This window comes from Pantoea sp. R102, assembly GCF_004916815.1.
Taxonomy (GTDB): Bacteria; Pseudomonadota; Gammaproteobacteria; order Enterobacterales; family Enterobacteriaceae; genus Pantoea; species Pantoea dispersa.
Genome location: NZ_SDFT01000148.1, coordinates 1 through 24,398, shown reverse-complemented (window position 1 = coordinate 24,398; position 24,398 = coordinate 1). Strand labels below are relative to the sequence as shown.

General features: G+C 59.8%; 18 protein-coding genes. 10 read left to right on the top strand and 8 right to left on the bottom strand.

Features of this window, described 5'->3' with window-relative positions; translation table 11 throughout:
* The first annotated feature begins 153 nt into the window (after positions 1 to 153).
* A complete protein-coding gene (gene mrcA / locus ERD80_RS15445) occupies positions 154 to 2,703 on the top strand; it encodes a peptidoglycan glycosyltransferase/peptidoglycan DD-transpeptidase MrcA (RefSeq protein WP_058759309.1) in 2,550 nt (849 codons plus the stop codon).
* A gap of 83 nt (positions 2,704 to 2,786) precedes the next feature.
* On the opposite strand, the gene nudE is transcribed toward mrcA, so the two are convergent.
* A complete protein-coding gene (nudE, locus tag ERD80_RS15440; protein WP_058774993.1) occupies positions 2,787 to 3,353 on the bottom strand; it encodes an ADP compounds hydrolase NudE in 567 nt (188 codons plus the stop codon).
* A gap of 398 nt (positions 3,354 to 3,751) precedes the next feature.
* Between nudE and ERD80_RS15435 the strand changes: the two genes are divergently transcribed.
* The 4 genes from ERD80_RS15435 to pckA all read left to right on the top strand — a co-directional run bounded on the left by ERD80_RS15435 (position 3,752) and on the right by pckA (position 9,322).
* The gene (locus ERD80_RS15435) at positions 3,752 to 5,893 is read left to right on the top strand and encodes an intracellular growth attenuator family protein (protein WP_136547528.1); all 2,142 of its coding nucleotides are present in this window, start codon (positions 3,752 to 3,754) and stop codon (positions 5,891 to 5,893) included.
* Between the two features lie 239 nt (positions 5,894 to 6,132).
* The gene (gene hslR, locus ERD80_RS15430) at positions 6,133 to 6,534 is read left to right on the top strand and encodes a ribosome-associated heat shock protein Hsp15 (protein WP_021507413.1); all 402 of its coding nucleotides are present in this window, start codon (positions 6,133 to 6,135) and stop codon (positions 6,532 to 6,534) included.
* A gap of 25 nt (positions 6,535 to 6,559) precedes the next feature.
* On the top strand, positions 6,560 to 7,432 hold the full coding sequence (gene hslO / locus ERD80_RS15425; protein ID WP_021507412.1) for an Hsp33 family molecular chaperone HslO: 873 nt from the start codon (positions 6,560 to 6,562) through the stop codon (positions 7,430 to 7,432).
* Between the two features lie 270 nt (positions 7,433 to 7,702).
* Positions 7,703 to 9,322: a phosphoenolpyruvate carboxykinase (ATP) gene (pckA, locus tag ERD80_RS15420; protein ID WP_136547526.1), complete on the top strand. Its 1,620-nt coding sequence runs from the start codon at positions 7,703 to 7,705 to the stop codon at positions 9,320 to 9,322.
* Positions 9,323 to 9,455: 133 nt separating this feature from the next.
* Here the strand turns inward: pckA and envZ are convergent, their stop codons facing one another.
* Both envZ and ompR read right to left on the bottom strand, forming a co-directional pair.
* Positions 9,456 to 10,814, bottom strand: coding sequence for a two-component system sensor histidine kinase EnvZ (envZ, locus tag ERD80_RS15415; protein ID WP_031279686.1), 1,359 nt, complete (start codon positions 10,812 to 10,814; stop codon positions 9,456 to 9,458).
* Complete coding sequence (ompR, locus tag ERD80_RS15410; protein WP_001157751.1) at positions 10,811 to 11,530, bottom strand: two-component system response regulator OmpR; 720 nt, start codon at positions 11,528 to 11,530, stop codon at positions 10,811 to 10,813. The genes envZ and ompR overlap by 4 nt, the downstream gene beginning before the upstream one ends.
* 510 nt (positions 11,531 to 12,040) lie before the next feature.
* Between ompR and yjbE the strand changes: the two genes are divergently transcribed.
* Positions 12,041 to 12,283 carry an exopolysaccharide production protein YjbE gene (yjbE, locus tag ERD80_RS15405; RefSeq protein WP_021507409.1) on the top strand — a complete coding sequence of 81 codons (243 nt, stop codon included), beginning with the start codon at positions 12,041 to 12,043 and terminating at the stop codon, positions 12,281 to 12,283.
* A 102-nt stretch (positions 12,284 to 12,385) separates the two neighbouring features.
* Here the strand turns inward: yjbE and greB are convergent, their stop codons facing one another.
* Together greB and ERD80_RS15395 are read right to left on the bottom strand one after the other, a co-directional pair.
* On the bottom strand, positions 12,386 to 12,892 hold the full coding sequence (gene greB, locus ERD80_RS15400) for a transcription elongation factor GreB (protein ID WP_021507408.1): 507 nt from the start codon (positions 12,890 to 12,892) through the stop codon (positions 12,386 to 12,388).
* A 53-nt stretch (positions 12,893 to 12,945) separates the two neighbouring features.
* Positions 12,946 to 14,208 (bottom strand): hypothetical protein, encoded by a 1,263-nt coding sequence (locus ERD80_RS15395; RefSeq protein WP_136547522.1) that lies wholly within the window; start codon positions 14,206 to 14,208, stop codon positions 12,946 to 12,948.
* A gap of 233 nt (positions 14,209 to 14,441) precedes the next feature.
* Here ERD80_RS15395 and ERD80_RS15390 point away from each other — a divergent pair, with 233 nt between their 5' ends.
* Together ERD80_RS15390 and ERD80_RS15385 are read left to right on the top strand one after the other, a co-directional pair.
* A complete protein-coding gene (locus ERD80_RS15390; RefSeq protein ID WP_211145597.1) occupies positions 14,442 to 16,775 on the top strand; it encodes a Tex family protein in 2,334 nt (777 codons plus the stop codon).
* 96 nt (positions 16,776 to 16,871) lie between these two features.
* Positions 16,872 to 18,560, top strand: a complete 1,689-nt coding sequence (locus tag ERD80_RS15385; protein ID WP_136547520.1) for an alpha-amylase family glycosyl hydrolase — start codon at positions 16,872 to 16,874, stop codon at positions 18,558 to 18,560.
* Here the strand turns inward: ERD80_RS15385 and bioH are convergent.
* Entirely contained in the window at positions 18,541 to 19,314 is a 774-nt protein-coding gene (gene bioH, locus ERD80_RS15380) for a pimeloyl-ACP methyl ester esterase BioH (protein WP_021507404.1), read from the bottom strand. The two genes, ERD80_RS15385 and bioH, sit on opposite strands and share 20 nt — an antisense overlap.
* Positions 19,315 to 19,349: 35 nt before the next feature.
* Between bioH and gntX the strand changes: the two genes are divergently transcribed.
* Positions 19,350 to 20,027 carry a DNA utilization protein GntX gene (gntX, locus tag ERD80_RS15375; protein WP_059011196.1) on the top strand — a complete coding sequence of 226 codons (678 nt, stop codon included), beginning with the start codon at positions 19,350 to 19,352 and terminating at the stop codon, positions 20,025 to 20,027.
* 58 nt (positions 20,028 to 20,085) lie between these two features.
* On the top strand, positions 20,086 to 20,661 hold the full coding sequence (nfuA, locus tag ERD80_RS15370) for a Fe-S biogenesis protein NfuA (RefSeq protein WP_021507402.1): 576 nt from the start codon (positions 20,086 to 20,088) through the stop codon (positions 20,659 to 20,661).
* Positions 20,662 to 20,697: 36 nt separating this feature from the next.
* Here nfuA and malQ read toward each other — a convergent pair whose 3' ends face one another.
* Positions 20,698 to 22,755 (bottom strand): 4-alpha-glucanotransferase, encoded by a 2,058-nt coding sequence (malQ, locus tag ERD80_RS15365; protein WP_136547518.1) that lies wholly within the window; start codon positions 22,753 to 22,755, stop codon positions 20,698 to 20,700.
* A 56-nt stretch (positions 22,756 to 22,811) separates the two neighbouring features.
* Positions 22,812 to 24,398 (bottom strand): glycogen/starch/alpha-glucan family phosphorylase (glgP, locus tag ERD80_RS15360; RefSeq protein WP_136547516.1); only part of this gene is annotated, 1,587 nt, incomplete at its 5' end.

Sequence of the window (24,398 nt, the reverse complement as noted above, 5' to 3'; positions counted from 1 at the left end):
GCCATGCGCGCGATCTCCTTATCGTTACAGGAAAAAGGATGATTACCCGCATTGCATGAAGAATGACGGGTATATCAAAGCGTCAGGCTTGCCTTTATACTACCGCGCGATTGTTTATAAACTGCCCAAACGCCAACAGATGGGAATTCTCAGGTGAAGTTCGTAAAGTATTTATTGATCCTTGCAGTGTGTTGCATTTTGCTGGGAGCCGGCACGGTTTATGGTTTGTACAAATACATAGAGCCGCAGCTGCCTGATGTGAACACATTGAAAGATGTGCGCCTGCAAACCCCGATGCAGGTTTACAGCGCGGATGGCGAGCTGATCGCCCAGTACGGTGAAAAACGCCGTATCCCGCTCACCCTGCAACAGATGCCGCCTGAGCTAATCAAAGCGTTTATCGCCACCGAAGACAGCCGCTTTTATGAGCATCACGGCGTCGATCCGGTGGGGATTTTCCGCGCCGCCAGCATTGCGCTGGTCTCCGGCCACGCCTCGCAGGGCGCCAGTACCATTACGCAGCAGCTGGCGCGTAACTTCTTCCTCAGCCCTGAACGCACGCTGATGCGTAAAATCAAGGAAGCCTTCCTGGCGATTCGCATCGAGCAGTTGCTGAGTAAGGATGAAATCCTTGAGCTGTATCTGAATAAAATCTATCTCGGCTATCGCGCTTACGGCGTCGGTGCGGCGGCGCAGGTGTACTTCGGTAAACCGGTCGATCAGCTGTCACTGAGTGAGATGGCTATGATCGCCGGCCTGCCGAAAGCGCCGTCGACCTTTAACCCGCTCTATTCACACGCCCGTGCGCTGGCGCGCCGTAATGTGGTGCTGGCTCGCATGCTGGATCAGAACTACATCACGCAGCAGCAGTATAACGACGCGCGCAACACGCCGCTGACCGCCAGCTATCACGGCCCGGAAATTGCCTTCTCTGCACCGTATCTCACCGAGTTAGTGCGTCAGGAGATGGTGAAACGCTACGGCGACAGCGCCTATGACGATGGCTACAAGGTGTATACCACCGTGACCCGCCATCTGCAGGAAGCCGCACAGCAGGCGGTGCGTAACAACGTGATGGCGTACGATATGCGTCACGGCTATCGCGGTCCGACCAACGTGCTGTGGAAAGTGGGCGAAGCCAGCTGGGATCACACCCGCATCGTCAACGCGCTGAAAGATCTGCCGGTCTACGGTCCGCTGAATGCCGCCGTGGTCACCAGCGCCAGCGCCGACGAAGCCACCGCCATGCTGAAAGATGGCAGCAGCGTTTCGCTGACTTTAGCCGGCGTGCGCTGGGCGCGTCCGTATAAATCCGACACCCTGCAGGGCCCGACGCCGCGCAGCGTCACTCAGGTGCTGCAGGCTGGCCAGCAGATTTGGGTACGTAAAGTCGGGGATGCATGGTGGCTGGGACAGGTGCCGCTGGTGAACTCGGCGCTGGTGTCGCTTAATCCGGAAGACGGTGCGGTACGCGCGCTGGTGGGCGGTTTTGACTTCAACCAGAGTATGTTCAACCGCGCCACCCAGGCGCTGCGTCAGGTCGGCTCGAACATCAAGCCGTTCCTGTATACCGCCGCCATGGACCGCGGCCTGACGCTGGCCTCCATCCTCAACGACGTGCCGATTTCACGCTGGGATGCCGGTGCCGGCGCAGACTGGCGACCAAAAAACTCGCCGCCGACTTATGCGGGTCCGATTCGTTTACGCCAGGGGCTGGGTGAGTCGAAAAACGTGGTAATGGTGCGCGCGATGCGTGCCATGGGCGTTGATTACGCCGCTGAGTATCTGCAGCGCTTTGGCTTCCCGGCGCAGAACATTATCCATACCGAGTCGCTGGCTCTGGGCGCCGCATCCTTCACGCCAATGCAGGTGGCGCGCGGCTATGCGGTGATGGCCAACGGTGGCTTCCTGGTCGATCCTTACTTCATCGCGAAGATCGAGAACGAACAGGGCGGCGTGATTTTCCAGGCGCAGCCGAAGATCGCCTGCCCGCAGTGCAATCTGCCGGTGATCTATGGCGACACCAAAAAGTCGGTGGCGCTGAATGAAGAGAGCGTGGAAAACGTCGCCACCTCGAATCAGCAGCAGAATCAGACCGTGCCGCAGCCCGAGCTGGAGCAGGTACCGGCGCAGCCGCAGCCGGCCGGCGATCAGCAGTACGCGCCGCACGTGATCAACACGCCGCTGGCGTTCCTGATTAAGAGCGCGCTGAACTCCAACATCTTCGGTGAACCGGGCTGGATGGGAACCGGCTGGCGTGCCGGCCGCGATCTGAAGCGTAACGATATCGGCGGCAAAACCGGTACCACCAACAGTTCCAAAGACGCCTGGTTCTCCGGTTATGGTCCGGGCGTGGTGACGTCGGTGTGGATTGGCTTCGATGATTCGCGCGCGCTGGGTCGCACCACGGTATCGGGTGCGATTCCGGATCAGATCTCCGGCTACGAAGGCGGCGCGAAGAGTGCGCAGCCGGCATGGGATGATTACATGAAAGTGGCGCTGGATGGTGTGCCGGTGCAGCCGCTGACACCGCCGGACGGCGTGGTGACGGTGACCATTGACCGCAGCACCGGCAAGCTGGCCAACGGTGGCGGCAACACCCGTCAGGAGTACTTCATTAACGGCACCCAGCCGACCGAGTATTCGGTGCATGATGTGGGCACCACCATCATGGACAACGGTGAAAGCCACGAACTGTTTTGATCAAAAAAGCCGGGGGAAATCCCCGGCTTTTTGTTTTTACCCCGTGCGACTTTCCGCGCCTTTTATTGCGCCGCCAGGTGTCCTCAATAACTCAACCGCCCCTGCTTCACCAGCCACTCACGCACCATGAACAGCGCGCTGACGTTACGCGCCTCGCGAAAATCCGGCTCTTCCAGCAGCGCCAGCAGATTGCTGAGCGGCCAGCGGCGTACAATCAGCGGCTCCGGCTCATCCCCTTCCAGCTTCTCTTCGTACAACCCTTCAGCTACCACGATATTCATCTTGCTGGAGAAATAGGATGGCGCCATGGTGAGTTTGCCCAGCGCGTCCAGCTGGTGCGCGCCAAAGCCCACTTCTTCTTTCAGCTCACGGTTGGCGGCTTCAAAAACGCTTTCACCAGGGTCGATTAAGCCTTTCGGGAAGCCCAGCTCATAGGTTTCCAGTCCGACGGCGTACTCCTGGATCAGGATCACGTCATCGCCAATGATCGGCACAATCATCACCGCTTCACGATCGGAGGGCTTCATGCGCTCATAGACGCGACGCGCACCGTTGCTGAAGGCGAGATCAACCGCTTCGATGGTAAACAGGCGGGAGCGGGCCACCGCTTCCACGTTGAGGATGTCAGGTTTTTTCAGGGGAGTGGTCATATCAGCCTCAAACTTAGCACAGCCTTGTGAAACGCGATGACGTCAGCATACCGAAGCCCGCGGCATTGTGCGACACGCAGCGCGGGTCAATCATGGTGACATACATTTGCCCGCTGCCGCTAACAACTTCTTGTTATCTGCACAGTGAGATTTTCACAATAAGTCAACGGGGTAGCAGCAAATTCGGATAATACCGATGTTTAATTGAGGGACTTGTGAGTACCATCCCGTTAAGGAATAATCTAACAAATTTATAATACAATGATTTTGCGCGGTATTTTGTTTCATTTGCCTCTTGTCAGAATGACTTCTGCTCGCCAAAATTGACTCGTATTGCAGGTTTTACCGGGAGCACATCGTAAACGTGACGGCAGTTTTTTGGCTGGATTGAGCAAAGCATGAGCACTCTTATCGTCATTCTGGCTGTCATGCTGGCCTGTTCGTTAGTGGCCGGAATCGGCTACTGGTACGCTATGCGGCATCGTCCGCCGTTGGCGAAACCACTGCCGTTTATCAGTCCGCCCTGCCGTAAACTCACCGATGAAGAACGCGCTGCCGTTGAGAAGTATATTGCGTCGCTGGGTAAAGCGCGTCAGCACAGCGGCGGGCGATCGACCCGATCGTCACGGGAACCCGAAGCGCTGGCGCTGACCGCACAGAGCAATAATGTTTATCCCGTTACCCGCTCCATCACCCGTTACGGCCTCTCCACTGACGATCCCCACAAATGGCGCTACTACCTGGATGAAGTCGAGGTGCATCTGCCGCCGCTATGGGAGCAGTACATCGCTGAAGAAAACTACGTCGAGCTGATCCGTACCCAGACCCTGCCGCTGGTGATCTCGCTCAACGGCCACTCGCTGGTGAACTATGCGGTGGAACAACCGGCGCTGCCACCGCTGGTGCGGCCGATGTCGACCAACGCTTCGATTCGTAAAGAGGAGAGCGAAAACGTCGAGCTGCTACAGGTGCGCAAAGAGTCGCCGGAAGAGTATCAGCTGTCGCGCGCCGACGGCACGCGTGAAGCGAGCGCCATTTGCTGCGCCTTCCTGCTGTTTTTCCTCAGTCTGGTGCTGCCCGGCAGCCTGATGCTGTGGATTGCGCTGCCCGCCGGCGCGATCGTTGCTGTCAGCCTGTGGTTTATGTATCGATTCCCCGGTGAAAAAGGGCTGCGCGATGTGCACTGTCTGCGCGGCGCACCGAAGCGCTGGGGCCTGTTTGGCGAATCCAATCAGGAGCAGAGCAACATCTCGCTCGGCATCATCGACTTAATCTATCCGGCACACTGGCAGCCTTATGTGGCGCATGACCTGGGCCAGGTAACGGATGTGGATATCTACCTGAATCGTCAGGTGGTACGCCAGGGGCGCTTCCTGTCGCTGCAGGATGAAGTCCGCAACTTCCCGGTACAGCGCTGGCGTAAAAACCTGGTGCTGGCGTGCGGTTCGCTGCTGGTGCTGGTGATGCTGGTGAGCTGGATTCCGCTCAGCATGCCGATCAAACTTAGCCTCGCCTGGTTAAAAGGGACTGAGAGCGTGGAAGTGAACAGCGTCGATAAACTCACTGCCCTGCCGCTGCACATTGGCGATAGCCTGAAAGTGAGCGGCACCGGCATGTGCTCGGTTCCGGGCAATTACCAGAGCAACCGCAGCTACGGCTACATGCCGTTCGACTGCTCGGCGATTTACTGGAACAACGCTGCGCCGCTGCCGCTGCCGCAGTCCGACATCATCGACAAAGCCTCCGCGCTGCTGGAGACCACCACGCAGCAGCTGCATCCGGAAACCAACACCGACCCGAAACTTAACCCGCAGCTGGCGTCGGCGATTCAGAAATCAGGCATGATCCTGCTGGATGATTTCTCCGATCTGGTGTTGAAAACCCAGCAGCTGTGCAGCCAGCAGCAGGACTGCGTGCGCCTGAAAAATGCGCTGGTTAACCTCGGTAACGCCAAAGACTGGGATACGCTGATTCACCGTGCGGATTCCGGCAAGCTCAACGGCATGAACGTGCTGCTGCGCCCGGTTAGCGCCGAAGCGCTGGAGAATCTGGTAAACACCGCCACCTCGACCTTCTTCTCGCGGGAGACGCGTCGCGCGGCGGAAACCCTCAACAGCCCGCCGCCGGGCGGATTCCTGATAATTAGCGATGAAGGCCGGCAGATGGTGAACCAGCCGCAGCCGTCGGTGGCGCTATTCGATCTCGACGCCCCTTCACAATGGCACGAACTGCAGCGCCTGTCCGGCATGCTGCTGCACACGCCGTTTGCCGCCAGCGGTATCATTACCAGCATTACCACCGATGCCAACGGCACGCGCCACATCGCCCTGCACAACGAGCCCGACGCCATGGCGCAGTGGCGCTATCTGGGCACCGCGCTGCTGATGCTGGTGCTGATTGTCAGCGCCGTCAGCAACGGCCTGCTGGCGCTGCGCCGCATCCACCGCAACCGCCTGCGTATGGCGCAGATTCAGCAGTATTACGACAAGTGCTTTAACCACAACCTCAGCACTATGCAGAGCGTGCGCTCGCTGTTCTGACCCTCCGCCTTCTGTGCTACCCTGTCGCCCTGTTTTTCAGGGCGGAAAACAAAATGCCGATTACGCTTAAGGGATTGGCGATGGATCGGCAGCCCGCAACGGCACCTCGCCCTTGATTTATCACGTTGTACCCATACCTTTGGGTATCCGGCACCGGCCCGATCCATTTTTCCGGCGTCATGCGACCGTGTGCGACCGATCGCCACACGGCGCGACGCAGCGTAACAGCAGGAGCCGCAATGAAAGAGAAAACCAGTGAAGGCGTCCGCCTTGATAAATGGCTGTGGGCCGCGCGCTTCTATAAAACCCGCGCGCTGGCTCGCGACATGATTGAAGGCGGCAAAGTGCATTACAACGGCCAGCGCAGCAAACCGGGCAAAGTGGTCGAACTGCAGGCCGAACTGACGCTGCGTCAGGGCAACGATGAGCGCACGGTGATCATCACCGCCATCGGCGACCAGCGGCGTCCGGCCAGCGAAGCGCAGCAGATGTACGCGGAGACGGCCGCCAGCATCGAAAAGCGCGAAAAGAACGCGCTGGCGCGCAAAATGAATGCCCTGACCATGCCGCATCCCGATCGTCGCCCGGATAAAAAAGAGCGCCGCGATCTGCTGAAATTTAAATTGTCGGGCGATGAATAACTCGCGCCCCCACGAGAGAAACCTTATGTCTGTTCAAGATCAACTGCATCGTTACCTGTTTGAAAACGTCGCCGTGCGCGGCGAGCTGGTCAACGCATCTCAAACCTGGCGCGACATCGTGCAGAACCACGACTACGCCGAGCCGGTCAAAACCCTGCTGGGCGAACTGCTGGTCGCCACCAGCCTGCTCACCGCTACGCTGAAATTTGACGGCGACATCACCGTGCAGCTGCAGGGCGATGGCCCGCTGAGCATGGCGGTGATCAACGGGAATAACCGCCAGGAGCTGCGCGGCGTGGCGCGGCTGAAAGAGGATGCGGAGATCGCTGCCGGCAGCAGCCTGAAGCAGATGGTGGGTAACGGCTATCTGGTGATCACCATTTCGCCTGAGAAAGGCGAGCGCTATCAGGGCGTGGTCGGCCTGGAAGCCGATACGCTGGCGGGCTGTCTGGAAGATTACTTCATGCGTTCCGAGCAGCTGCCAACCCGCCTGTTCATTCGCACCAGCGAGAAAGGCGCAGCCGGTATTCTGCTGCAGGTGCTGCCCGCGCAGGAGCCCAACCTGGATGACTTCAACCATCTGGCCACGTTAACCGAAACCGTGAAGAGCGAAGAGCTGATTGAACTGCCCGCTACTGACGTACTGTGGCGTCTCTATCATCAGGAAGAAGCCACGGTTTACGATCCGGCGCCGGTCAGTTTCAAATGCACCTGCTCGCGCGAACGCTGCGGTGAAGTGCTGAAAACGCTGCCGCCAGAGGAAGTGGATGAGATTCTGGTCGAAGACGGCAAAATTGATATGCACTGCGACTATTGCGGCACGCACTATGTGTACGACGCCGTGGATATTGCTGCTATTCGTAACGCTCCTTCCGGCAATAGCGATCAACTGCATTAACCGGTAAACGGGCGGTGACGCCGCCCGTATTTTCCGCCGGCGTAGCGCTATGATTTTTCACGGAAATTAACTAATTTACGCTAACTTTAGTTTCATAAGTGGCAGATTTCTCTTCTTGTCACGTTCCAGCTCGCATTTTTAACTCTCTTCACTTTTCCACCTCGCTCAGACGTGTACACTGCGCGCGATCTGCCCTGTGCGGCTATGCGCAGCAGGACGCAGAAACCCTCATAAAAAATGCCATGAAGTACCGATTTAAGGAGCAGTCACATGCGCGTTAACGGCCTGACATCGCAAGACCTCGAAACGCTCGGAATTAGCGGCACCACCGAGGTGGTGTACAACCCTGATTACGCCACGTTATTTCAGGAAGAAACCCGCCCGGAGCTGGAAGGTTACGCGCGCGGCACCCTGACGCAGAGCGGCGCTATCGCCGTGGATACCGGCATCTTCACCGGACGTTCGCCGAAAGATAAATACATCGTGCGGGATGACACCACGCGTGACACGCTGTGGTGGAACGATGTTGGCAACGGCAAGAACGACAACCAGCCGCTGTCACAGGAAACCTGGCAGGCGCTGAAAGATCGCTGCACGCAACAGCTTTCCGGCAAGCGTCTGTTTGTGATTGACGCCTTCTGCGGCGCCAACCCGGACACCCGCCTCAGCGTGCGTTTCGTGATGGAAGTGGCGTGGCAGGCGCATTTCGTCAAAAACATGTTTATCCGTCCGACTGAAGCCGAACTGGCTGAGTTTACGCCGGATTTCGTGGTGATGAACGCAGCGCAGTGCACCAATCCGGACTGGCAGGCGCAGGGGCTGCATTCAGAGAATTTTGTCGCCTTTAACCTGACCGAACGCATGCAGCTGATCGGCGGTACCTGGTACGGCGGCGAGATGAAAAAAGGCCTGTTCGCCATCATGAACTATCTGCTGCCGCTGAAGGGTATCGCCTCGATGCACTGCTCGGCCAACGTCGGCAAAGCGGGCGACGTGGCGGTGTTCTTTGGCCTGTCCGGTACCGGTAAAACCACGCTCTCTACCGATCCGGATCGTCAGCTGATCGGCGACGATGAGCACGGCTGGGATGACGACGGCGTCTTTAACTTCGAAGGCGGCTGCTACGCCAAAACCATCAATCTGTCAGATCAGGCCGAGCCGGAGATTTACCGCGCGATTCGCCGCGATGCGCTGCTGGAGAACGTGGTGGTGCGCGCCGACGGCACGGTCGATTACGCCGACGCCAGCAAGACGGAAAACACCCGCGTGTCTTACCCGATCGAGCACATCGAAAACATCGTGCAGCCGGTGTCGAAAGCGGGCCACGCGAAGAAGGTCATCTTCCTGACCGCCGATGCCTTTGGCGTACTGCCACCGGTTTCGCGTCTGACACCGGAGCAAACCCAGTACCACTTCCTGTCCGGCTTTACCGCCAAGCTGGCTGGCACCGAGCGCGGTGTGACGCAGCCCACCCCAACCTTCTCCGCCTGTTTTGGCGCGGCGTTCCTGACGCTGCATCCAACGCAGTACTCGGATGTGCTGGTGAAACGTATGCAGGCGTCCGGCGCGCAGGCCTATCTGGTGAATACCGGCTGGAACGGCAGCGGCAAGCGCATTTCGCTGAAAGACACGCGCGCTATCATCAACGCGATTCTGGCCGGTGAGCTGGATGAAGCGGAGACCGTGACGCTGCCGGTGTTTAATCTGCAGGTGCCCACCACGCTGGCACAGGTGGACGATGCCATTCTCGATCCGCGCCGCAGCTGGCCTGACGCCGCCGCCTGGCAGCAGGCTGCCGAAGCGCTGGCGCAGCGCTTTATCACCAATTTCGAGAAGTACACCGACAACGATGCCGGCAAAGCGCTGGTGCAGGCCGGCCCGCAGCTGTGAGGTAACCTGGCCGCCACAACGGCGGCTTAGCGATGGCACATTTCGTCGCGGCGCGATTTATCGCGTATGCCTGCAGCGGTAATATCGCTGATGGATGCGCAATAGATTGCGCCGCTACGGTTGGTGCGGAAATTTAACTAACGTTACTGCTTACTGCCGTCGTGGCGCTGTTTTCCGGGATCGGTAACCACGCGCGGATACGTAATCCGCCGCGTTCACTGTCGCCAATCTCCAGCGATCCGTCATGCGCATCGATAATACGCTGCACAATCGCCAGGCCCAGACCGGTGCCGCTGGTGCTGCGCGCGCTATCGCCACGCACAAACGGCTGGAACAGATGCTGTAACTGATCCGGCTTAATGCCCGGACCATCATCCTCCACCTGGAACCACGCGCGATTCAATTCCTGACCGCTGCTGACCTTGATCCAGCCGTTCCCGTAGCGCGCCGCGTTAACCACCAGATTCGCCACCGCGCGTTTAATCGACAGCGGATTAATATCCAGCATCAGCTCCGCGTCCATCACCGCATTCTCAATCTCGCGCTCGTAGCCGCTCTCCGCCGCCACCACTTCGCCCAGCACGCTATTCAGATCGGCGCGCTCGGTTTGCATCTCCTGCCCGGTGCGCAGGTAATCGATGAACTGCTCAATGATGGCGTTGCACTCTTCGATATCTTTGTTGATTGACTCGGCCAGGTAGCCATCTTCCTCGCCCATCATCTCGGTGGCGAGACGGATGCGCGTCAGTGGCGTGCGTAGATCATGGCTGACGCCGGCCATCAGCAGCGTACGGTCATCGGCCAGCTGCTTCACGCCCGCCGCCATCTGGTTGAAAGCACGCGTCACCGAACGCACTTCTGAGGCACCGTATTCGCGCAGCGGTGGCGGAATAATGCCTTTCCCCACCTGCAACGCAGCGTGTTCAAGATCGACTAAGGGTCGGTTTTGTATTCGGATAAACAGCCAGGCGCCGCCAATCGCCAGCAGCATAATCGCCAGGGTATAGCGGAACAGCGGTGAGAAGTCACCCTGATGGATCTCGGTCAACGGTACGCGCACCCAGATATCCGGCGACAGCCAGGTTTTCAGCCAGACCACCGGCGAGTTTTTGTTAACCTCAACCCGCACGTCGGTCGGCCCGCCCAGCTGCTGCGCCATCTGTTCACTGAGGAATTCGTAATGCTGCGCCCAGCGCAGCCCGCTCTCTTCCGCCGCCGCGTTGGTGTACAACGAAATGCCCAGCTCACGATAAATCTCGCGCCGGAAGGCCGGCGGCACTTCCAGCTGCGTGCCATCCTCCAGCTGCAGCCGGTCGGTCATCAGCATACGCACTTCGTAGGCGAGGACTTTGTTGAACTGCTGCAGGCTGGGAAGAATGGCAAAATTGAGCACCACCAGGTAGGTCGTTACCAGGCTGACGAACAGCAAGGTAACGATCAACAACAGGGTGCGGGCAAACGAACTGCGGGGTGAGAAGCGCAATCGCCTCATGCTTTGCTGCCGTCCGGAACGAACACGTAGCCAAGGCCCCAGACGGTCTGGATGTAGCGTGGATGCGCCGGATCTTCTTCGACCATGCGGCGCAGACGAGAGATCTGCACGTCGATAGAACGCTCCATCGCACTGTACTCACGCCCGCGCGCCAGGTTCATCAGCTTATCGCGCGACAGCGGCTCACGCGGATGGCTCACCAGCGCTTTCAGCACGGCAAACTCTCCGCTGGTCAGCGGCATCGGCTCATCTTCACGGAACATTTCACGCGTGCCGAGGTTCAGTTTGAACTTACCGAAGGCGATGACCGCTTCTTCCTGCGACGGCGCGCCCGGCAGCTCATTGGCCTGACGACGCAGCACAGCACGAATTCGCGCCAGCAGCTCACGCGGGTTGAACGGTTTTGGAATGTAGTCATCGGCGCCGATTTCCAGCCCCACGATACGATCGACCTCTTCACCTTTCGCGGTGACCATAATGATCGGCATCGGGTTACTCTGGCTACGCAGACGACGGCAAATTGACAGGCCATCTTCGCCCGGCAGCATTAAATCCAGCACCATTAAATGGAATGATTCGCGGGTCAGCAGACGATCCATCTGCTCGGCGTTGGCGACGCTGCGCACCTGAAAGCCCTGTTCGGTGAGATAGCGTTCGAGCAGTGCGCGCAGACGCATATCATCATCGACGACCAGAATTTTGTAGTTCTCTTGCATGTTCAACTCCCAAAGGCGCCATTGCCTGAGCCGATATTGTGTAAAAAAGATGCCTGTCTGTGACAGTCATTAATGGTTTATATTCTAGCCGAAATTGTTACAAAGCATATTAAACAGCAGCTTATCTTTAATTTTAACCGCGAACTGCGGCTCCGCTCGCGCTTTTCTGACTGATTTTGACGCCGTTTAGCGCTTGTCTGAAAATCAGCGGCGTTTTCTGCCGGCGAGTGGTCCAGCCGGGCCGTCCCGCTTCCGCCGTCAGGCGGGGCGCGCCATTTGGCTTAAGTTTCGCCTGCAGGATAAGCCAGCGGCCGCGCTCAGTAGCATAAAATATCGCGTTTTCGCCGCTGACTGCGTATCCGCGCTCGGAACAGTGCCAGTGCGCGCGCAAAATAAGGCCAGCGTTAAATAAAGTGATTTAAATCAGTCAGTAAACTCCCCTTTCCTCTGCGCAAATGATCTCCGACACTGCATCGGTACCTGCTTACTGAGTTCATGTGGAGAAGAAAGATGAAAAAAACCGTTGTTCTGCTGAGCGCTCTGGTACTCACCAGCCTCACACAGGTTCAGGCCGCTACGCCAGCGGGCGAAGCCGCCGGCGCACAGGCGTCGACCACGGCCAAAGGTAATTCCGATGCTATCGGCATCGGTGCGGTGGGTGCCCTGCTCGGCGTCGCGCTGGCCACCATGGGCGGCGGCGATCACGGCGGCAGCAGCACCTCAACGACCACGGCGACCACGCCGGGCAAATAACGCTTATCTGGCGCGGCAAGGCTGCGGCGCTTCCCCCTCTTATACTGCCAGCCCTTTCGCCAGCGGAGAATAAGTTGCGCCCCGGCTTGTTTCACCAGGCCATTACTCTCCGCCTCTTTTTTCCTCACTTTCCGTGACGTACTCAATGCGGTTCACAAACCACACCTTCTGCCCTTCCGGCGTGTTTACCGTCACCTCGTCATCCACCTCTTTTTTGATCAGCGCGCGCGCCATCGGCGAGTCGATGGAGATGTACTCTTTCACCGTATCGCCATAGATCTCGTCCGGTCCGACGATGCGAAAACGCTTCACGTCGCCCTGCTCATTCTCCACTTCCACCCAGGCACCGAAGAACACTTTGCCCTCCTGCTGCGGCGCATAATCAACAATTTTCAGCTCGGCGAGGCATTTACGCAGATAGCGCACGCGGCGATCGATCTGGCGCAGCAGGCGCTTGTTATAGGTGTAATCGGCGTTTTCAGAGCGATCGCCCAGGCTGGCGGCCCAGGAGACAATGCGGGTGATTTCCGGCCGCTTCTCATTCCACAGATGGTCGTGCTCAGCACGCAGCTTGTTATAGCCTTCGCGGGTAATCAGTTGGGTTTTCATCGCTTCACTCGTGGTTACAGCCCTGTTCACTGCACAGAGGCTATCACAAAGCCTTACCTGCCCGGACAGGCACCCAGCGTCTTTTTCATCAGGCGCACATAATCGGCGACCAGGCCGGGCGTCCAGGTCATGATTTCTGCCCGTTCGCGTAGCACGCAGGCGCCCCAGAACGCCGGCTGCAGCAGCAGCGCAAACACCTGCTGCAGTCGCTGGCCGTAATAGCCTTCAAACGCCACGTCCAGCGCATCCACCACGGTGGTCGAACAGTTTTTTGCCGTCAGATTATACAAGCTGTCACCACGGTTGGCCTGCCAGTAGCTGGCGAGCGCCTGCCCGTTGTAGTGCTGAAAACTGAAGGTTAAATCCGGGCTGCGCCAGTCGGCAATCTCTGCCGCCAGCGAGGGGAGAAAACGGCCGGGGCGATCGTTAATCTGTCCGGCCAGCAGCAGACGCGGCAGCTCGTGCGGTTGCGGATCGATCTCCTGCTGCGGATAAAAGCTGATGTAGCCGCGCTCGCCAAAGCTCAGTGCCGCGTGGCCGGTACAAAAGTGCCCTTCACCGTTAATCACGCCGATGTAACGGTCAATCACATAGCGCTTCGGCTGTTGACTGACTTCAGACTGCGCCTGCCAGACGTGGACACAGAGAGGAAATGCCGCGGCGACCGGCGGAAAGCGGGCCTGCTGCCACGGACGGAGCCGCGCGATATGACGATGGCCGCGACAAAACCACGGCAGCAGCGTAACGGACTGACCCGCCGGCAGGCGCTGCCACTGGCGCCATACGCGCCACACCGTCAGGCTGAACGACAGCAGCAACAGCACCAGCCAGCTGCCCAGCAACAGGCAGGTATGCAGGTTGTCATTGAAAAACAGCACCACGCTCAGCAACATCTCGCCGCAGCCCAGCATAAAATGTCGCACCCAGCGCTGGCGCTGAATCAGCGCCGCGCTCAGGCAGCGAAACAGGCCGTTAAACAACAGGCAGATTTCCATCACCGTCAGCAGTAGTTTCTTCAGTTGCCTCTCGTCACCGTGCCACAGCGCGCCGGCCAGCAGCGTGCCAACAAAAATCAGGGAAAACAGCAGATTGAGCCAGCGCTGCAGCGACACCTCGCCGCTCAGCAGGTTAAACAGCAGCGACAGCGACAGTAAGAGCGCCAGCACCTGTAGCGACAGATTAATATGCCCATCGACCAGCACGTCCGCCACGATCATGCCTGCCAGTAGCACGCCGCATAGCGCCAGGCCATAAATCAGCAGCCGATAACGCACCAGCAGCTCGCGTCCGGCCAGCAGCAGCAGTAATTTGATCATTGCTTCACCCTCCTTCCGTGGTTTGCCACGGATTATAGGGCAGAGGCGGGGCGAGCCTGGCAGCAACCGGCACGCCATTGCGCTGGGGTTTAACACATAGGTGGCTAAGTTTCTCTGAGTTGCGCGCTGCATTCAGAAAAAGACGGATTCACCGGTCAGCGGCTGGCAATTTGCGGCCTCAGTCCGTATAACTGTCCCCTATTTCTAACCCTGTGTAAGCAAGACCGTTACTGATGATGAAAGATTCGCTGAGCCAGATTATCGCAGGTGAGCTGAAGGCACGCGCCGACCAGGTTGACGCCGCCATTCGCTTGCTGGATGAAGGGAACACCGTGCCGTTTATCGCACGTTACCGTAAGGAAGTGACCGGCGGGCTGGATGATACCCAGCTGCGTACGCTGGAGAGCCGTCTCGGCTATCTGCGTGAGCTGGAGGAACGCCGCCAGTCGATTCTGAAATCCATTGATGACCAGGGCAAACTGACGCCGGAATTAGCCACTGCTATCAACGGCACGCTGAACAAAACCGAGCTGGAAGATCTCTATCTGCCTTATAAGCAGAAGCGCCGCACGCGCGGGCAGATCGCTATCGAAGCCGGGCTGGAACCGCTGGCTGAGACGCTGTGGAACGATGCGTCTCAGGACCCCGAGCAGCTGGCAGCTCGTTATGTCGACGCGGACAAAGGCGTTGCCGATGTGCGTGCCGCGCTGGATGGCGCACGCTATATCCTGATGGAGCGCTTCGCCGAAGACGCCACGCTGCTGGCGAAAGTGCGTGATTACCTGTGGAAGAACGCCCATCTGGTTGCGCGCGTGGTGGAAGGTAAAGAGGAAGAAGGCGCTAAATTCCGCGACTACTTTGATCATCACGAAGCGCTGAGCAGCGTGCCGTCGCACCGCGCGCTGGCCATGTTCCGTGGCCGTAACGAAGGCATTTTACAGCTGTCGCTCAACGCTGATCCGCAGTTCGACGAGGCACCGCGCGAAAGCTACGGTGAAACGCTGATCGCCGACCACCTTGGCCTGCGCCTGAACAACGCACCGGCCGACAGCTGGCGCAAAGCCGTGGTCAGCTGGACCTGGCGCATCAAGGTCCTGCTGCACCTCGAAACCGAACTGATGGGCACCATCCGCGAACGGGCGGAAGACGAAGCGATCAACGTGTTTGCCCGTAATCTGCACGATCTGCTGATGGCGGCTCCCGCCGGCATGCGCGCCACCATGGGTCTCGATCCTGGCCTGCGCACCGGGGTCAAAGTGGCGGTGGTCGATGCCACCGGCAAGCTGGTCGCGACCGATACCATCTATCCGCATACCGGCCAGGCGGCCAAAGCCGCGACCTCGGTGGCGGCACTGTGCGCGAAACATCAGGTTGAACTGGTGGCGATCGGCAACGGCACCGCTTCACGTGAAACCGAGCGTTTCTTCCTCGACGTACAGAAGCAGTTCCCGCAAATCAAAGCGCAAAAAGTGATTGTCAGTGAGGCCGGAGCATCGGTCTATTCCGCTTCCGAACTGGCGGCGCAGGAGTTCCCCGATCTCGACGTTTCGCTGCGCGGTGCGGTGTCTATCGCCCGTCGTCTGCAGGATCCGCTGGCAGAGCTGGTCAAAATTGACCCGAAATCGATTGGCGTCGGCCAGTATCAGCACGATGTCAGCCAGAGCCAGCTGGCGAAAAAACTCGATGCGGTGGTGGAAGATTGTGTGAACGCCGTGGGCGTCGATCTGAATACCGCTTCGGTGGCGCTGCTGACGCGCGTCGCCGGCCTGACGCGCATGATGGCGCAGAACATTGTCAGCTGGCGTGACGAAAACGGCCGTTTCCAGAACCGCCAGCAGCTGCTGAAGGTAAGCCGCCTTGGGCCGAAAGCCTTTGAACAGTGCGCCGGCTTCCTGCGCATCAACCACGGCGATAATCCGCTGGATGCCTCAACGGTGCATCCGGAAGCCTATCCGCTGGTGGAGCGCATTCTCGCCGCTACAGAACAGGCGCTGAATGAACTGATGGGCAATCCGGGTAGCCTGCGCGACCTGAATGCGCGCGACTTCACCGATGAGCGTTTCGGGCTGCCGACCGTCACCGATATCATCAAAGAGCTGGAGAAACCGGGCCGCGATCCGCGTCCGGAGTTCAAAACCGCGCAGTTTGCCGAAGGCGTGGAGACGCTCAACGACCTGCTGCCGGGCATGGTGCTGGAAGGTGCAGTGACCAACGTGACCAACTTCGGCGCGTTCGTCGATATCGGCGTGCATCAGGACGGCCTGGTGCATATCTCTTCGCTGTCGGACAAATTCGTAGACGATCCGCATCAGGTGGTGAAAGCCGGCGATATCGTCAAAGTGAAGGTGATGGAAGTCGATCGGCAGCGTAAGCGTATCGCGCTGACCATGCGTCTGGATGAGCAGCCGGGTGAGAGCAATGCGCGCAGCGGCGGCAACCGCGGCGCAGGCAAAGAGACCGCGCGGCCGGCCGCCGGTGCCAAAGGCCGCGGCAAACCTGCCAGCGCCAGCGTCGGTAACAGCGCGATGGGCGATGCGCTGGCGGCCGCGTTTGGGAAGAAACGCTAAGCGGCGCGCGAGTACAGGAGGTTGATAAATTGTCCTGGCGGACTACGCTGAAAAAACCGTGTGAAAAAATGACCTTCCGCGTAACCCGGCGATCCGATGGACATTATCAACTTCCTGCTCGATGAGATTTATGAAGGTAGCTTCCCCGTCGCGGCGCGCGAGCGCCTGCTTTCGCACATCCGCGCGGCGCGCGACACGGTAAAGCTGCCGCGTAAAGCGCACTGGGATGAAAAAGACGTGGTGCTGATCAGTTACGCCGACCAGTTCCGCGAACCCGAGCAGCCCACGCTCGCCAGCTTTACGCGCTTTTTTCAGCAGCATCTGCAGTCCACCTTCAGCCTGGTGCATCTGCTGCCATTTTTCCCCTATTCGTCCGACGATGGCTTCTCGGTTATCGATTACCACAAAGTGAACCCGATCTGCGGTGACTGGCGGCACATCACGGCGCTGCACAGCGAAACCCGGCTGATGTTCGATTTCGTCTGTAACCACATGTCGGCGCACAGCGCGTGGTTTCGCCACTTTCTGGCGCAGGATGCCGGCTGGGACGACTTCTTTATCAGCATGCCGCCTGCCACCGATCTCAGTGCCGTGACGCGCCCGCGCACCTCACCGCTGCTGACGCCGTTTACCCTCGCTAACGGCGACACGCGCTTTATCTGGACCACCTTCAGCGCCGACCAAATCGATCTCAACTTCGCCAATCCGCAGGTGCTGATCCGCATGGTGGGCGTGCTGCTGGATTATCTCAACAAAGGCGCGGATTACGTGCGGCTGGACGCGGTGGGCTACATGTGGAAAACGCCGGGCACACGCTGTATCCATCTGACCAAAACCCATCAGCTGGTGAAGCTGTTTCGCGCCATCGCCAACGAAGTCGCGCCAGGTACGGTGATCGTGACCGAAACCAACGTGCCGCATCAGGATAACATCAGCTATTTCGGCAACGGCCACGACGAAGCGCAGATGGTTTACCAGTTTTCGCTGCCACCGCTGGTGCTGCACGCCATTCACTCCGGCTCGGCGCGCGCGCTGCGCCAGTGGGCCAGCACGCTTGAGCCCGGGAATGGCGGCACCACCTTCTTTAATTTTCTCGCCTCGCACGACGGCATTGGCCTCAATCCGGCACGCGGCATTTTGTCGGAAGTGGAGATTGTGGCGCTGGTGCGTGAACTGGCGCTGGAGGGCGCGCTGGTGTCCTATAAAAACAACCCGGACGGCAGCACCAGCCCGTATGAAATCAACGTAACGTATCTGGATGCGCTCAATCACCAGACCGACGATGACGAGACGCGCCTGCGCCGTTTCCTGCTGGCGCACGCAATTCTGCTGGCCTTTCCCGGCGTGCCCGCCATCTATATTCAAAGTATTCTCGGCTCGCGCAATGACAACGAGGGCGTGCGCGCTGCCGGGCACAACCGCGCCATCAACCGTGAGAAGTACAGCCTGCGCGATATCGAACAGCAAATCAGCGGCGGCAACCCGCTGCGTCAGCAGGTGTTTGAGCGGCTTAGCGCGCTGATTCAGCTGCGCACCCGGCAGCCGGCGTTCCATCCGGACAATCGGATGACGCTACTGGAGAGCGACAACGCGGTGCTGCTGCTGCGCCGTCACGCGGCGGACAGCGACGAAGGGTTACTGTGCGTGTTCAATCTCAGCAGCCGCGAAATCAGCACCACGCTGCCGCAGGCGCGCCCTTTTCAGGATGTGATCAGCGGGCAGCGCGTGGATGGCAGCCAGCCGCTGGTGCTGGCCGCCTGGCAGTTTATGTGGCTGCGTGGATGAACTGCTGCACCTGCTGGCAGAACGCCTCCGGGTGCGAAATAAACGGCGCGTGCGCGGCCTTCGCGATGACAACCGACTGCGAATGCGGCCAGCGCGCATCCAGCTGCGGCGCAATGCGGCGCGGCACCAGGCCATCCAGCGCGCCATAGATACGCAGGAACGGCAGCGTCAGCCCATCCAGTGCGCTGCGCAAATCATCGTGGCGCAGAATGTTCAATCCCCCTTCCAGTACCGCTACCGACGGCATCGGCTGCGACAGCACTACCTCTTTCAGCTGGCGCGCATCCTGACGCGCATTCTCCGTCCCCATGGTTTGCAGCGCGAGAAAACGCTCCACGGTGCGCTGGAAATCGCTGCTCAGCTGCTGCTGGAACGTCGCCAGCGTCTCAGGCTGGATGCCCGGCCATTCATCCCGGGCGGTAAAGCACGGCGACGACGCCACGCTAATCAATGCCGCCACGCGATCGGGCTGGCTCAGCGCCAGCTGGCTGGCCACTAAGCCGCCCAGCGACCAGCCGAGCAGCACGGCGCGCGCTGGCAACTGCGGTAATAGCTGCTGCGCCATCTGCGCCAGGCTCAGCGGCCCAAATCCCTGGCTGCGGCCAAATCCCGGCAGGTCCACCAGGTGCAGACGAAAATGCGGGCTGAGTCGCGGAACAATGTGTTGCCACACTTCGGCGTTCAATCCCCAGCCGTGCAGCAGCACAAGATCGCGATCGCCTGTGCCTGTGGTGTGCCAGTAAAGCGAACTCATCGGTTACACTCCCGAAAAGTGAAAAGGAGGTCGCTATGCTAGCAATCCCGGCCCTGTGTTGGCTATGCCGTCTGCCGCTGCGTATCGCCCGGCACGGCCTGTGCAGCGTATGTCTGCGCCAGCTACCGGCGCTGCCGGCGCTCTGTCCCTGCTGCGGACTGCCGGCCAGCGGCGATCAGCCGTGCGGACGCTGTCTGCGCCGGCCGCCGCCGTGGCACGCTCTCACTTGCGTGAGTGATTATGTGCCGCCGCTGAGCGAATGGGTGCAGCAGCTCAAATTCTCGCGCGCAACCGCACTCAGGGTGATGCTGGCGCGGCTGCTTTTGTTAAAATTATTAACAAAGCGCCGCCAGCAGCCGTTGCCGCGTATCGATCTGGTGCTGAGCGTGCCGCTCCATCGCCGCCGCGCCTGGCAGCGCGGTTATAATCAGGCCGCGCTGCTGGCTAAACCGCTGGCGCGCTGGCTCGGCTGTGAATACCGCGAAGGGCTGCGCCGGGTGCGTCACGGTGCGGTGCAGCATGCGCTCAGCGCCCGCGCCCGGAAAAGCAATCTGCGTGGAGCGTTTCGCCTTGAAATGGCGGTGCGCGGACGCCACATCCTGCTTATCGATGATGTGGTGACCACCGGCAGCACGGTGGGAGAAATCAGCCGCTTATTACTGGCGCAGGGCGCGGCCAGCGTACACATAGGATGCCTGTGCCGTACCTTGTAGAGCGTCGGCGTTGGGCGTATTATAACCAGGTATTTTAGTCAACTATTGAGCAATCGCCATGATCCGTATTACTGATACTGCGCAAGAGCACTTCGCAAAACTGCTGTCAAAACAGGAAGATGGCACCCAGATTCGCGTATTCGTTATTAACCCGGGTACGCCAACCGCCGAGTGCGGCGTCTCCTACTGCCCGCCGGACGCGGTTGAAGCCACCGATACCGAACTGAAGTTCGACAAGCTGTCTGCGTATGTCGATGAGCTGAGCGCGCCGTACCTCGAAGATGCGGAGATCGACTTCGTGACCGATAACCTCGGCTCACAGCTCACGCTGAAAGCGCCGAACGCCAAGATGCGTAAAGTGTCGGACGATGCACCGATGGTTGAGCGCGTGGAGTATCTGCTGCAGGCGCAGATCAACCCGCAGCTGGCCAGCCACGGCGGTCGCGTCTCGCTGATGGAGATCACCGACGAAGGCTATGCCATTCTGCAGTTCGGCGGTGGCTGTAACGGTTGCTCGATGATTGACGTGACGCTGAAAGACGGCATCGAGAAAGAGCTGCTGGCCGCCTTCCCGGAACTGAAAGGCGTGCGCGATCTCACCGAGCATCAGCGCGGCGAGCACTCCTACTACTGATAGAAGATGCGGCAGCCACCCCGGCTGCCGCGTGTTTTACGGCTTCTTACGCCCTTCATTGACGATCGCCAGCAGCTGCTGCACTTTCCGGTAACTAAACAACTTCTCCAATGGTACGCGCAGTTTGCGCCGCCAGTTGGGGTATTCGGCTACCGTGCCCGGCACGTTGACCGGCGTCTCCATTCCCAGCCAGTCCTCCGGCTGCAGCCCCAGCAGGGCGCTGTCGGTGTACGCCAGAAAGCGGTGCACGCCCTGATTCAGCGCAGGCGTCAGACGCTGGCCGGCGCGGTTTTTGCTGCGCGCATCAATGGCTTGCGCCTCGCTCATCGCCTTCAGCAGCGCTTTTCTCTGCCCATCGCGTTCGGCGATGGCCGCCTTCAGCATGCTGCGTTTAGTAAACAGCCCCAGCTGCTCGCGCAACTGCAGATCGGCGGCATGCCAGAATCCGCTCAGCGTCGGCAAATCATGGGTACTGGCGCTGGCAATCGACTGGCGCGGATAGGCTGCCGGTGGCCGGAACTGCCCGTCCTCCCCGCACTCGAACATCAGCACCTTCCACGAAAAAATGCCGCGGTCGCGCAGCAGGCTGACGATCTCCTGCGGCACGGTGCCGAGATCTTCACCGATCACCATGCAGCGCTGACGCTGACTCTCCAGCGCAAGGATCGCCAGCAGGTCGTGCACCGGATAGGCGACATACGCGCCTTTATCGGCACTTTCGCCATAGGGAATCCACCACAAACGCAGTAGCGCCATCACGTGATCGATACGCAGCGCCCCGCAATCGCGCATATTGGCGCGCAGCAGATCGATAAACGGCTGATAGCCCCGCGCGCGCAGTACATGTGGATCGAGCGGCGGCAGCGCCCAGTTCTGCCCGAGCGGGCCAAGCGGATCCGGCGGTGCACCCACCGATGCGCCCAGCTTATACAGCTGCGGATCCTGCCAGGTTTCCGCGCTGTGCTGTGCCACGCCAACCGCCAAATCGCGATATAACCCGACCGCCATCCCCAGCTGCTGGCTACGCTGCCAGCAGGCGGCGAACTGCTGCTGCGCCAGCCACTGCAGCCAGCTCCAGAACAGAATGTCGTCCTGATGCTGCGCGCACCATTGCTGCACCTCCGGCTGCTGCGCCTGCTGCCAGCCTGATGGCCACTTTTCCCAGCCCCACTCATCGGGATGCTGCTGGCTGCGCGCCGCTACGATGGCGTCAAACGCCGCCTGATAGCGCAGCGCATCGCCGCCTTCAGCCAGAAACTGCTGAAACGCCGGCTGTCGGGTCAGCTGCGGCTGTGCGTGCTGCCAGGCAAAACGCAGCGCAGTCAGCTTGAGCATCGTCACCGCGCGGTAATCAACAAACGCTGCGCTGCGCGCCTGTTTTAGCGCTTTGCGCGTTGGCGCGCTGTGCCACCAGCGCTGGGCGGCTTCACTGTGGGTGAATTCGTCGATTTGATTGATGTCGATGTACAGCACGTTGAGCCAGCGGCGCGAGCTCGGGCTGTAAGGGCTGACGTGCTCCGGCTGCGCCGGATAGAGCGCATGCAGCGGGTTGAGACCGATGAAATCGCCGCCGTGAGCGGCGACCTGCTCCAGCATCTGCATCAGATCGCCAAAGTCGCCGATGCCCCAGTTACGCGCCGAGCGCAGCGTATAGAGCTGCATCAGCGCGCCCCAGCGCTTCTCCCCCTGCGCCAGCGCCGGCGGCAGATAACAGCGCGCCGGTGCGATGATAATGCGCGTTTGCCACTGCTGGCGTGAAGTGCTCAGGGTGAGCTGATGGTAGCCCTCGGGTAGTTCTGCCGGCAGCGCCAGGCTTTCTCCCGCGCTCAGCGTGCCGTCATAGTGCTGCCCCTGCTCGCTCACCAGCTGCCAGCGGTAGTCGTCGCTGCCCTGCGGCGTCAGTTCAGGCTGCCCGGGCGGCGTGAACACCAGCACCGGCGGCAGCGGTGGCGCGTTGCCCGTCGGGGCGTCCATCAGCGCCAGCAGCGCGCGTTTGGTGTCGTCGCTGATGGTCTGTGACTCACCTTTATTGTTGATAAAACTCAGTGCGATACCGGCATCCCGTGCAGCCTGATCCAGTTTCTTCATGGCCATGTTGTCTCCTTCGTTGCCGTGCGCACATTACGCGTGCAGCGTCATTTTCCGGCGGCTCAGCGCGCCGCCTGCCAGATACGCTGTTGATAATCGCGAATCGAACGATCGGCACTGAAGCGGCCGGTATGCGCCGTGTTGAGAATCGCCGCTTTGGTCCACGCTTCCGGATCGCGCCACAGCGCTTCGACGCGCTGCTGCGCCGCGATATAAGCGGCGAAATCGGCCAGCACCAGCCACGGATCGCCCTGTTTGCTCAGGCTCTCCAGCAGCGGCGCAAATACCTGCCGGTCGCCGTCGCTGAATTTGCCCTTTTCCAGCTCCTTCAGCAAACCGTCGAGATAGCGATCGTGCTTGCGCAGTTTCTTCGGACTATAACCGTCGGCCTTCAGTGCTTTTACCTCATCCACCGTGTTGCCAAAGATAAAGATATTTTTCTCACCGACCGCCTCGGCAATCTCCACGTTAGCCCCGTCCAGCGTGCCAATCGTCAGCGCGCCGTTGAGCGCCAGCTTCATGTTGCCGGTACCGGAGGCTTCGTAGCCGGCCGTGGAGATCTGCTCCGAGAGATCGGCTGCCGGAATCATCAGCTCGGCGGCGGTAATCCGGTAATCCGGCACAAACACTACTTTCAGGCGATCGCCCACCAGCGGGTCGTTGTTGATCACCTCCGCGACTTTATTGATGGCACAGATGATGTTTTTTGCCAGCAAATAGCCGGGCGCCGCCTTGGCGCCAAACAGAAAGACGCGCGGCACGAAGTCGGGATTGTCCGGGTTATCGCGCAGCTGGCGATAGCAGTGCAGGATGTGCAGCAGACTGAGATGCTGGCGTTTGTATTCGTGCAGGCGCTTGATCTGCACATCAAACAGCGCGTCAGGATTGATATCAATGCCGGTCACGCGTTTGATGTACACCGTCAGCCGCAGTTTGTTTTGCTGCTTGATGGTGCGGAACTGCTGGCGAAAGCTTTTCTTCTTCGCCAGCGGCGCCAGCCATTCCAGCGCGTCGAGATCGTTGGCCCACTCCACCTGCAGGCTGTCGTCAATCAGCGCGGACAGCAGGGGGTTGCACTGCTTCAGCCAGCGGCGTGGCGTAATGCCGTTGGTGACGTTATGAAACTTGTGTGGCCACATCTGGTGATATTCCGGGAACAGATCGTTAACCACCAGCTGCGAGTGCAGCGCTGCCACACCGTTGACGGCGAAACAGCTCACCACGCACAGATTGGCCATGCGCACTTCGCCTTCGCTCACCACCGCCAGCTTGTGCCAGAGGGCACTGTCGTTCGGCCAGCGCTGTTTGACCTGCTGCTTCAGCCGGCGATTGATCTGTTTGATGATTTGCAGATGGCGCGGCAGCAGTTCGCGCAGCAGGCTCGCCGGCCAGCGCTCCAGCGCCTCCGGCATCAGCGTATGGTTGGTATAGGCAAAGGTGCGGCTGGTAATGTGCCAGGCGTCGTCCCAGCTCAGGCCATGCTCATCCAGCAGCAGGCGCAGCAGCTCCGGAATAGCGATGGTGGGATGGGTATCGTTGAGCTGAATCACTTCGAAATCCGGCAGCGTATGCAGCGCACGGCCCGCCAGCCAGTGACGACGCAGTATGTCGCTCACCGCGCAGGCGCACTGGAAATACTGCTGCATCAG

Coding starts and splice junctions, on each gene's coding strand:
- nudE (WP_058774993.1), bottom strand. CDS start 3,353: ATGACCACTCCCCTGAAAAAACCTGACATCCTCAACGTGGAAGCGGTG.
- ERD80_RS15435 (WP_136547528.1), top strand. CDS start 3,752: ATGAGCACTCTTATCGTCATTCTGGCTGTCATGCTGGCCTGTTCGTTA.
- hslR (WP_021507413.1), top strand. CDS start 6,133: ATGAAAGAGAAAACCAGTGAAGGCGTCCGCCTTGATAAATGGCTGTGG.
- hslO (WP_021507412.1), top strand. CDS start 6,560: ATGTCTGTTCAAGATCAACTGCATCGTTACCTGTTTGAAAACGTCGCC.
- pckA (WP_136547526.1), top strand. CDS start 7,703: ATGCGCGTTAACGGCCTGACATCGCAAGACCTCGAAACGCTCGGAATT.
- envZ (WP_031279686.1), bottom strand. CDS start 10,814: ATGAGGCGATTGCGCTTCTCACCCCGCAGTTCGTTTGCCCGCACCCTG.
- ompR (WP_001157751.1), bottom strand. CDS start 11,530: ATGCAAGAGAACTACAAAATTCTGGTCGTCGATGATGATATGCGTCTG.
- yjbE (WP_021507409.1), top strand. CDS start 12,041: ATGAAAAAAACCGTTGTTCTGCTGAGCGCTCTGGTACTCACCAGCCTC.
- greB (WP_021507408.1), bottom strand. CDS start 12,892: ATGAAAACCCAACTGATTACCCGCGAAGGCTATAACAAGCTGCGTGCT.
- ERD80_RS15395 (WP_136547522.1), bottom strand. CDS start 14,208: ATGATCAAATTACTGCTGCTGCTGGCCGGACGCGAGCTGCTGGTGCGT.
- ERD80_RS15390 (WP_211145597.1), top strand. CDS start 14,442: ATGATGAAAGATTCGCTGAGCCAGATTATCGCAGGTGAGCTGAAGGCA.
- ERD80_RS15385 (WP_136547520.1), top strand. CDS start 16,872: ATGGACATTATCAACTTCCTGCTCGATGAGATTTATGAAGGTAGCTTC.
- bioH (WP_021507404.1), bottom strand. CDS start 19,314: ATGAGTTCGCTTTACTGGCACACCACAGGCACAGGCGATCGCGATCTT.
- gntX (WP_059011196.1), top strand. CDS start 19,350: ATGCTAGCAATCCCGGCCCTGTGTTGGCTATGCCGTCTGCCGCTGCGT.
- nfuA (WP_021507402.1), top strand. CDS start 20,086: ATGATCCGTATTACTGATACTGCGCAAGAGCACTTCGCAAAACTGCTG.
- malQ (WP_136547518.1), bottom strand. CDS start 22,755: ATGGCCATGAAGAAACTGGATCAGGCTGCACGGGATGCCGGTATCGCA.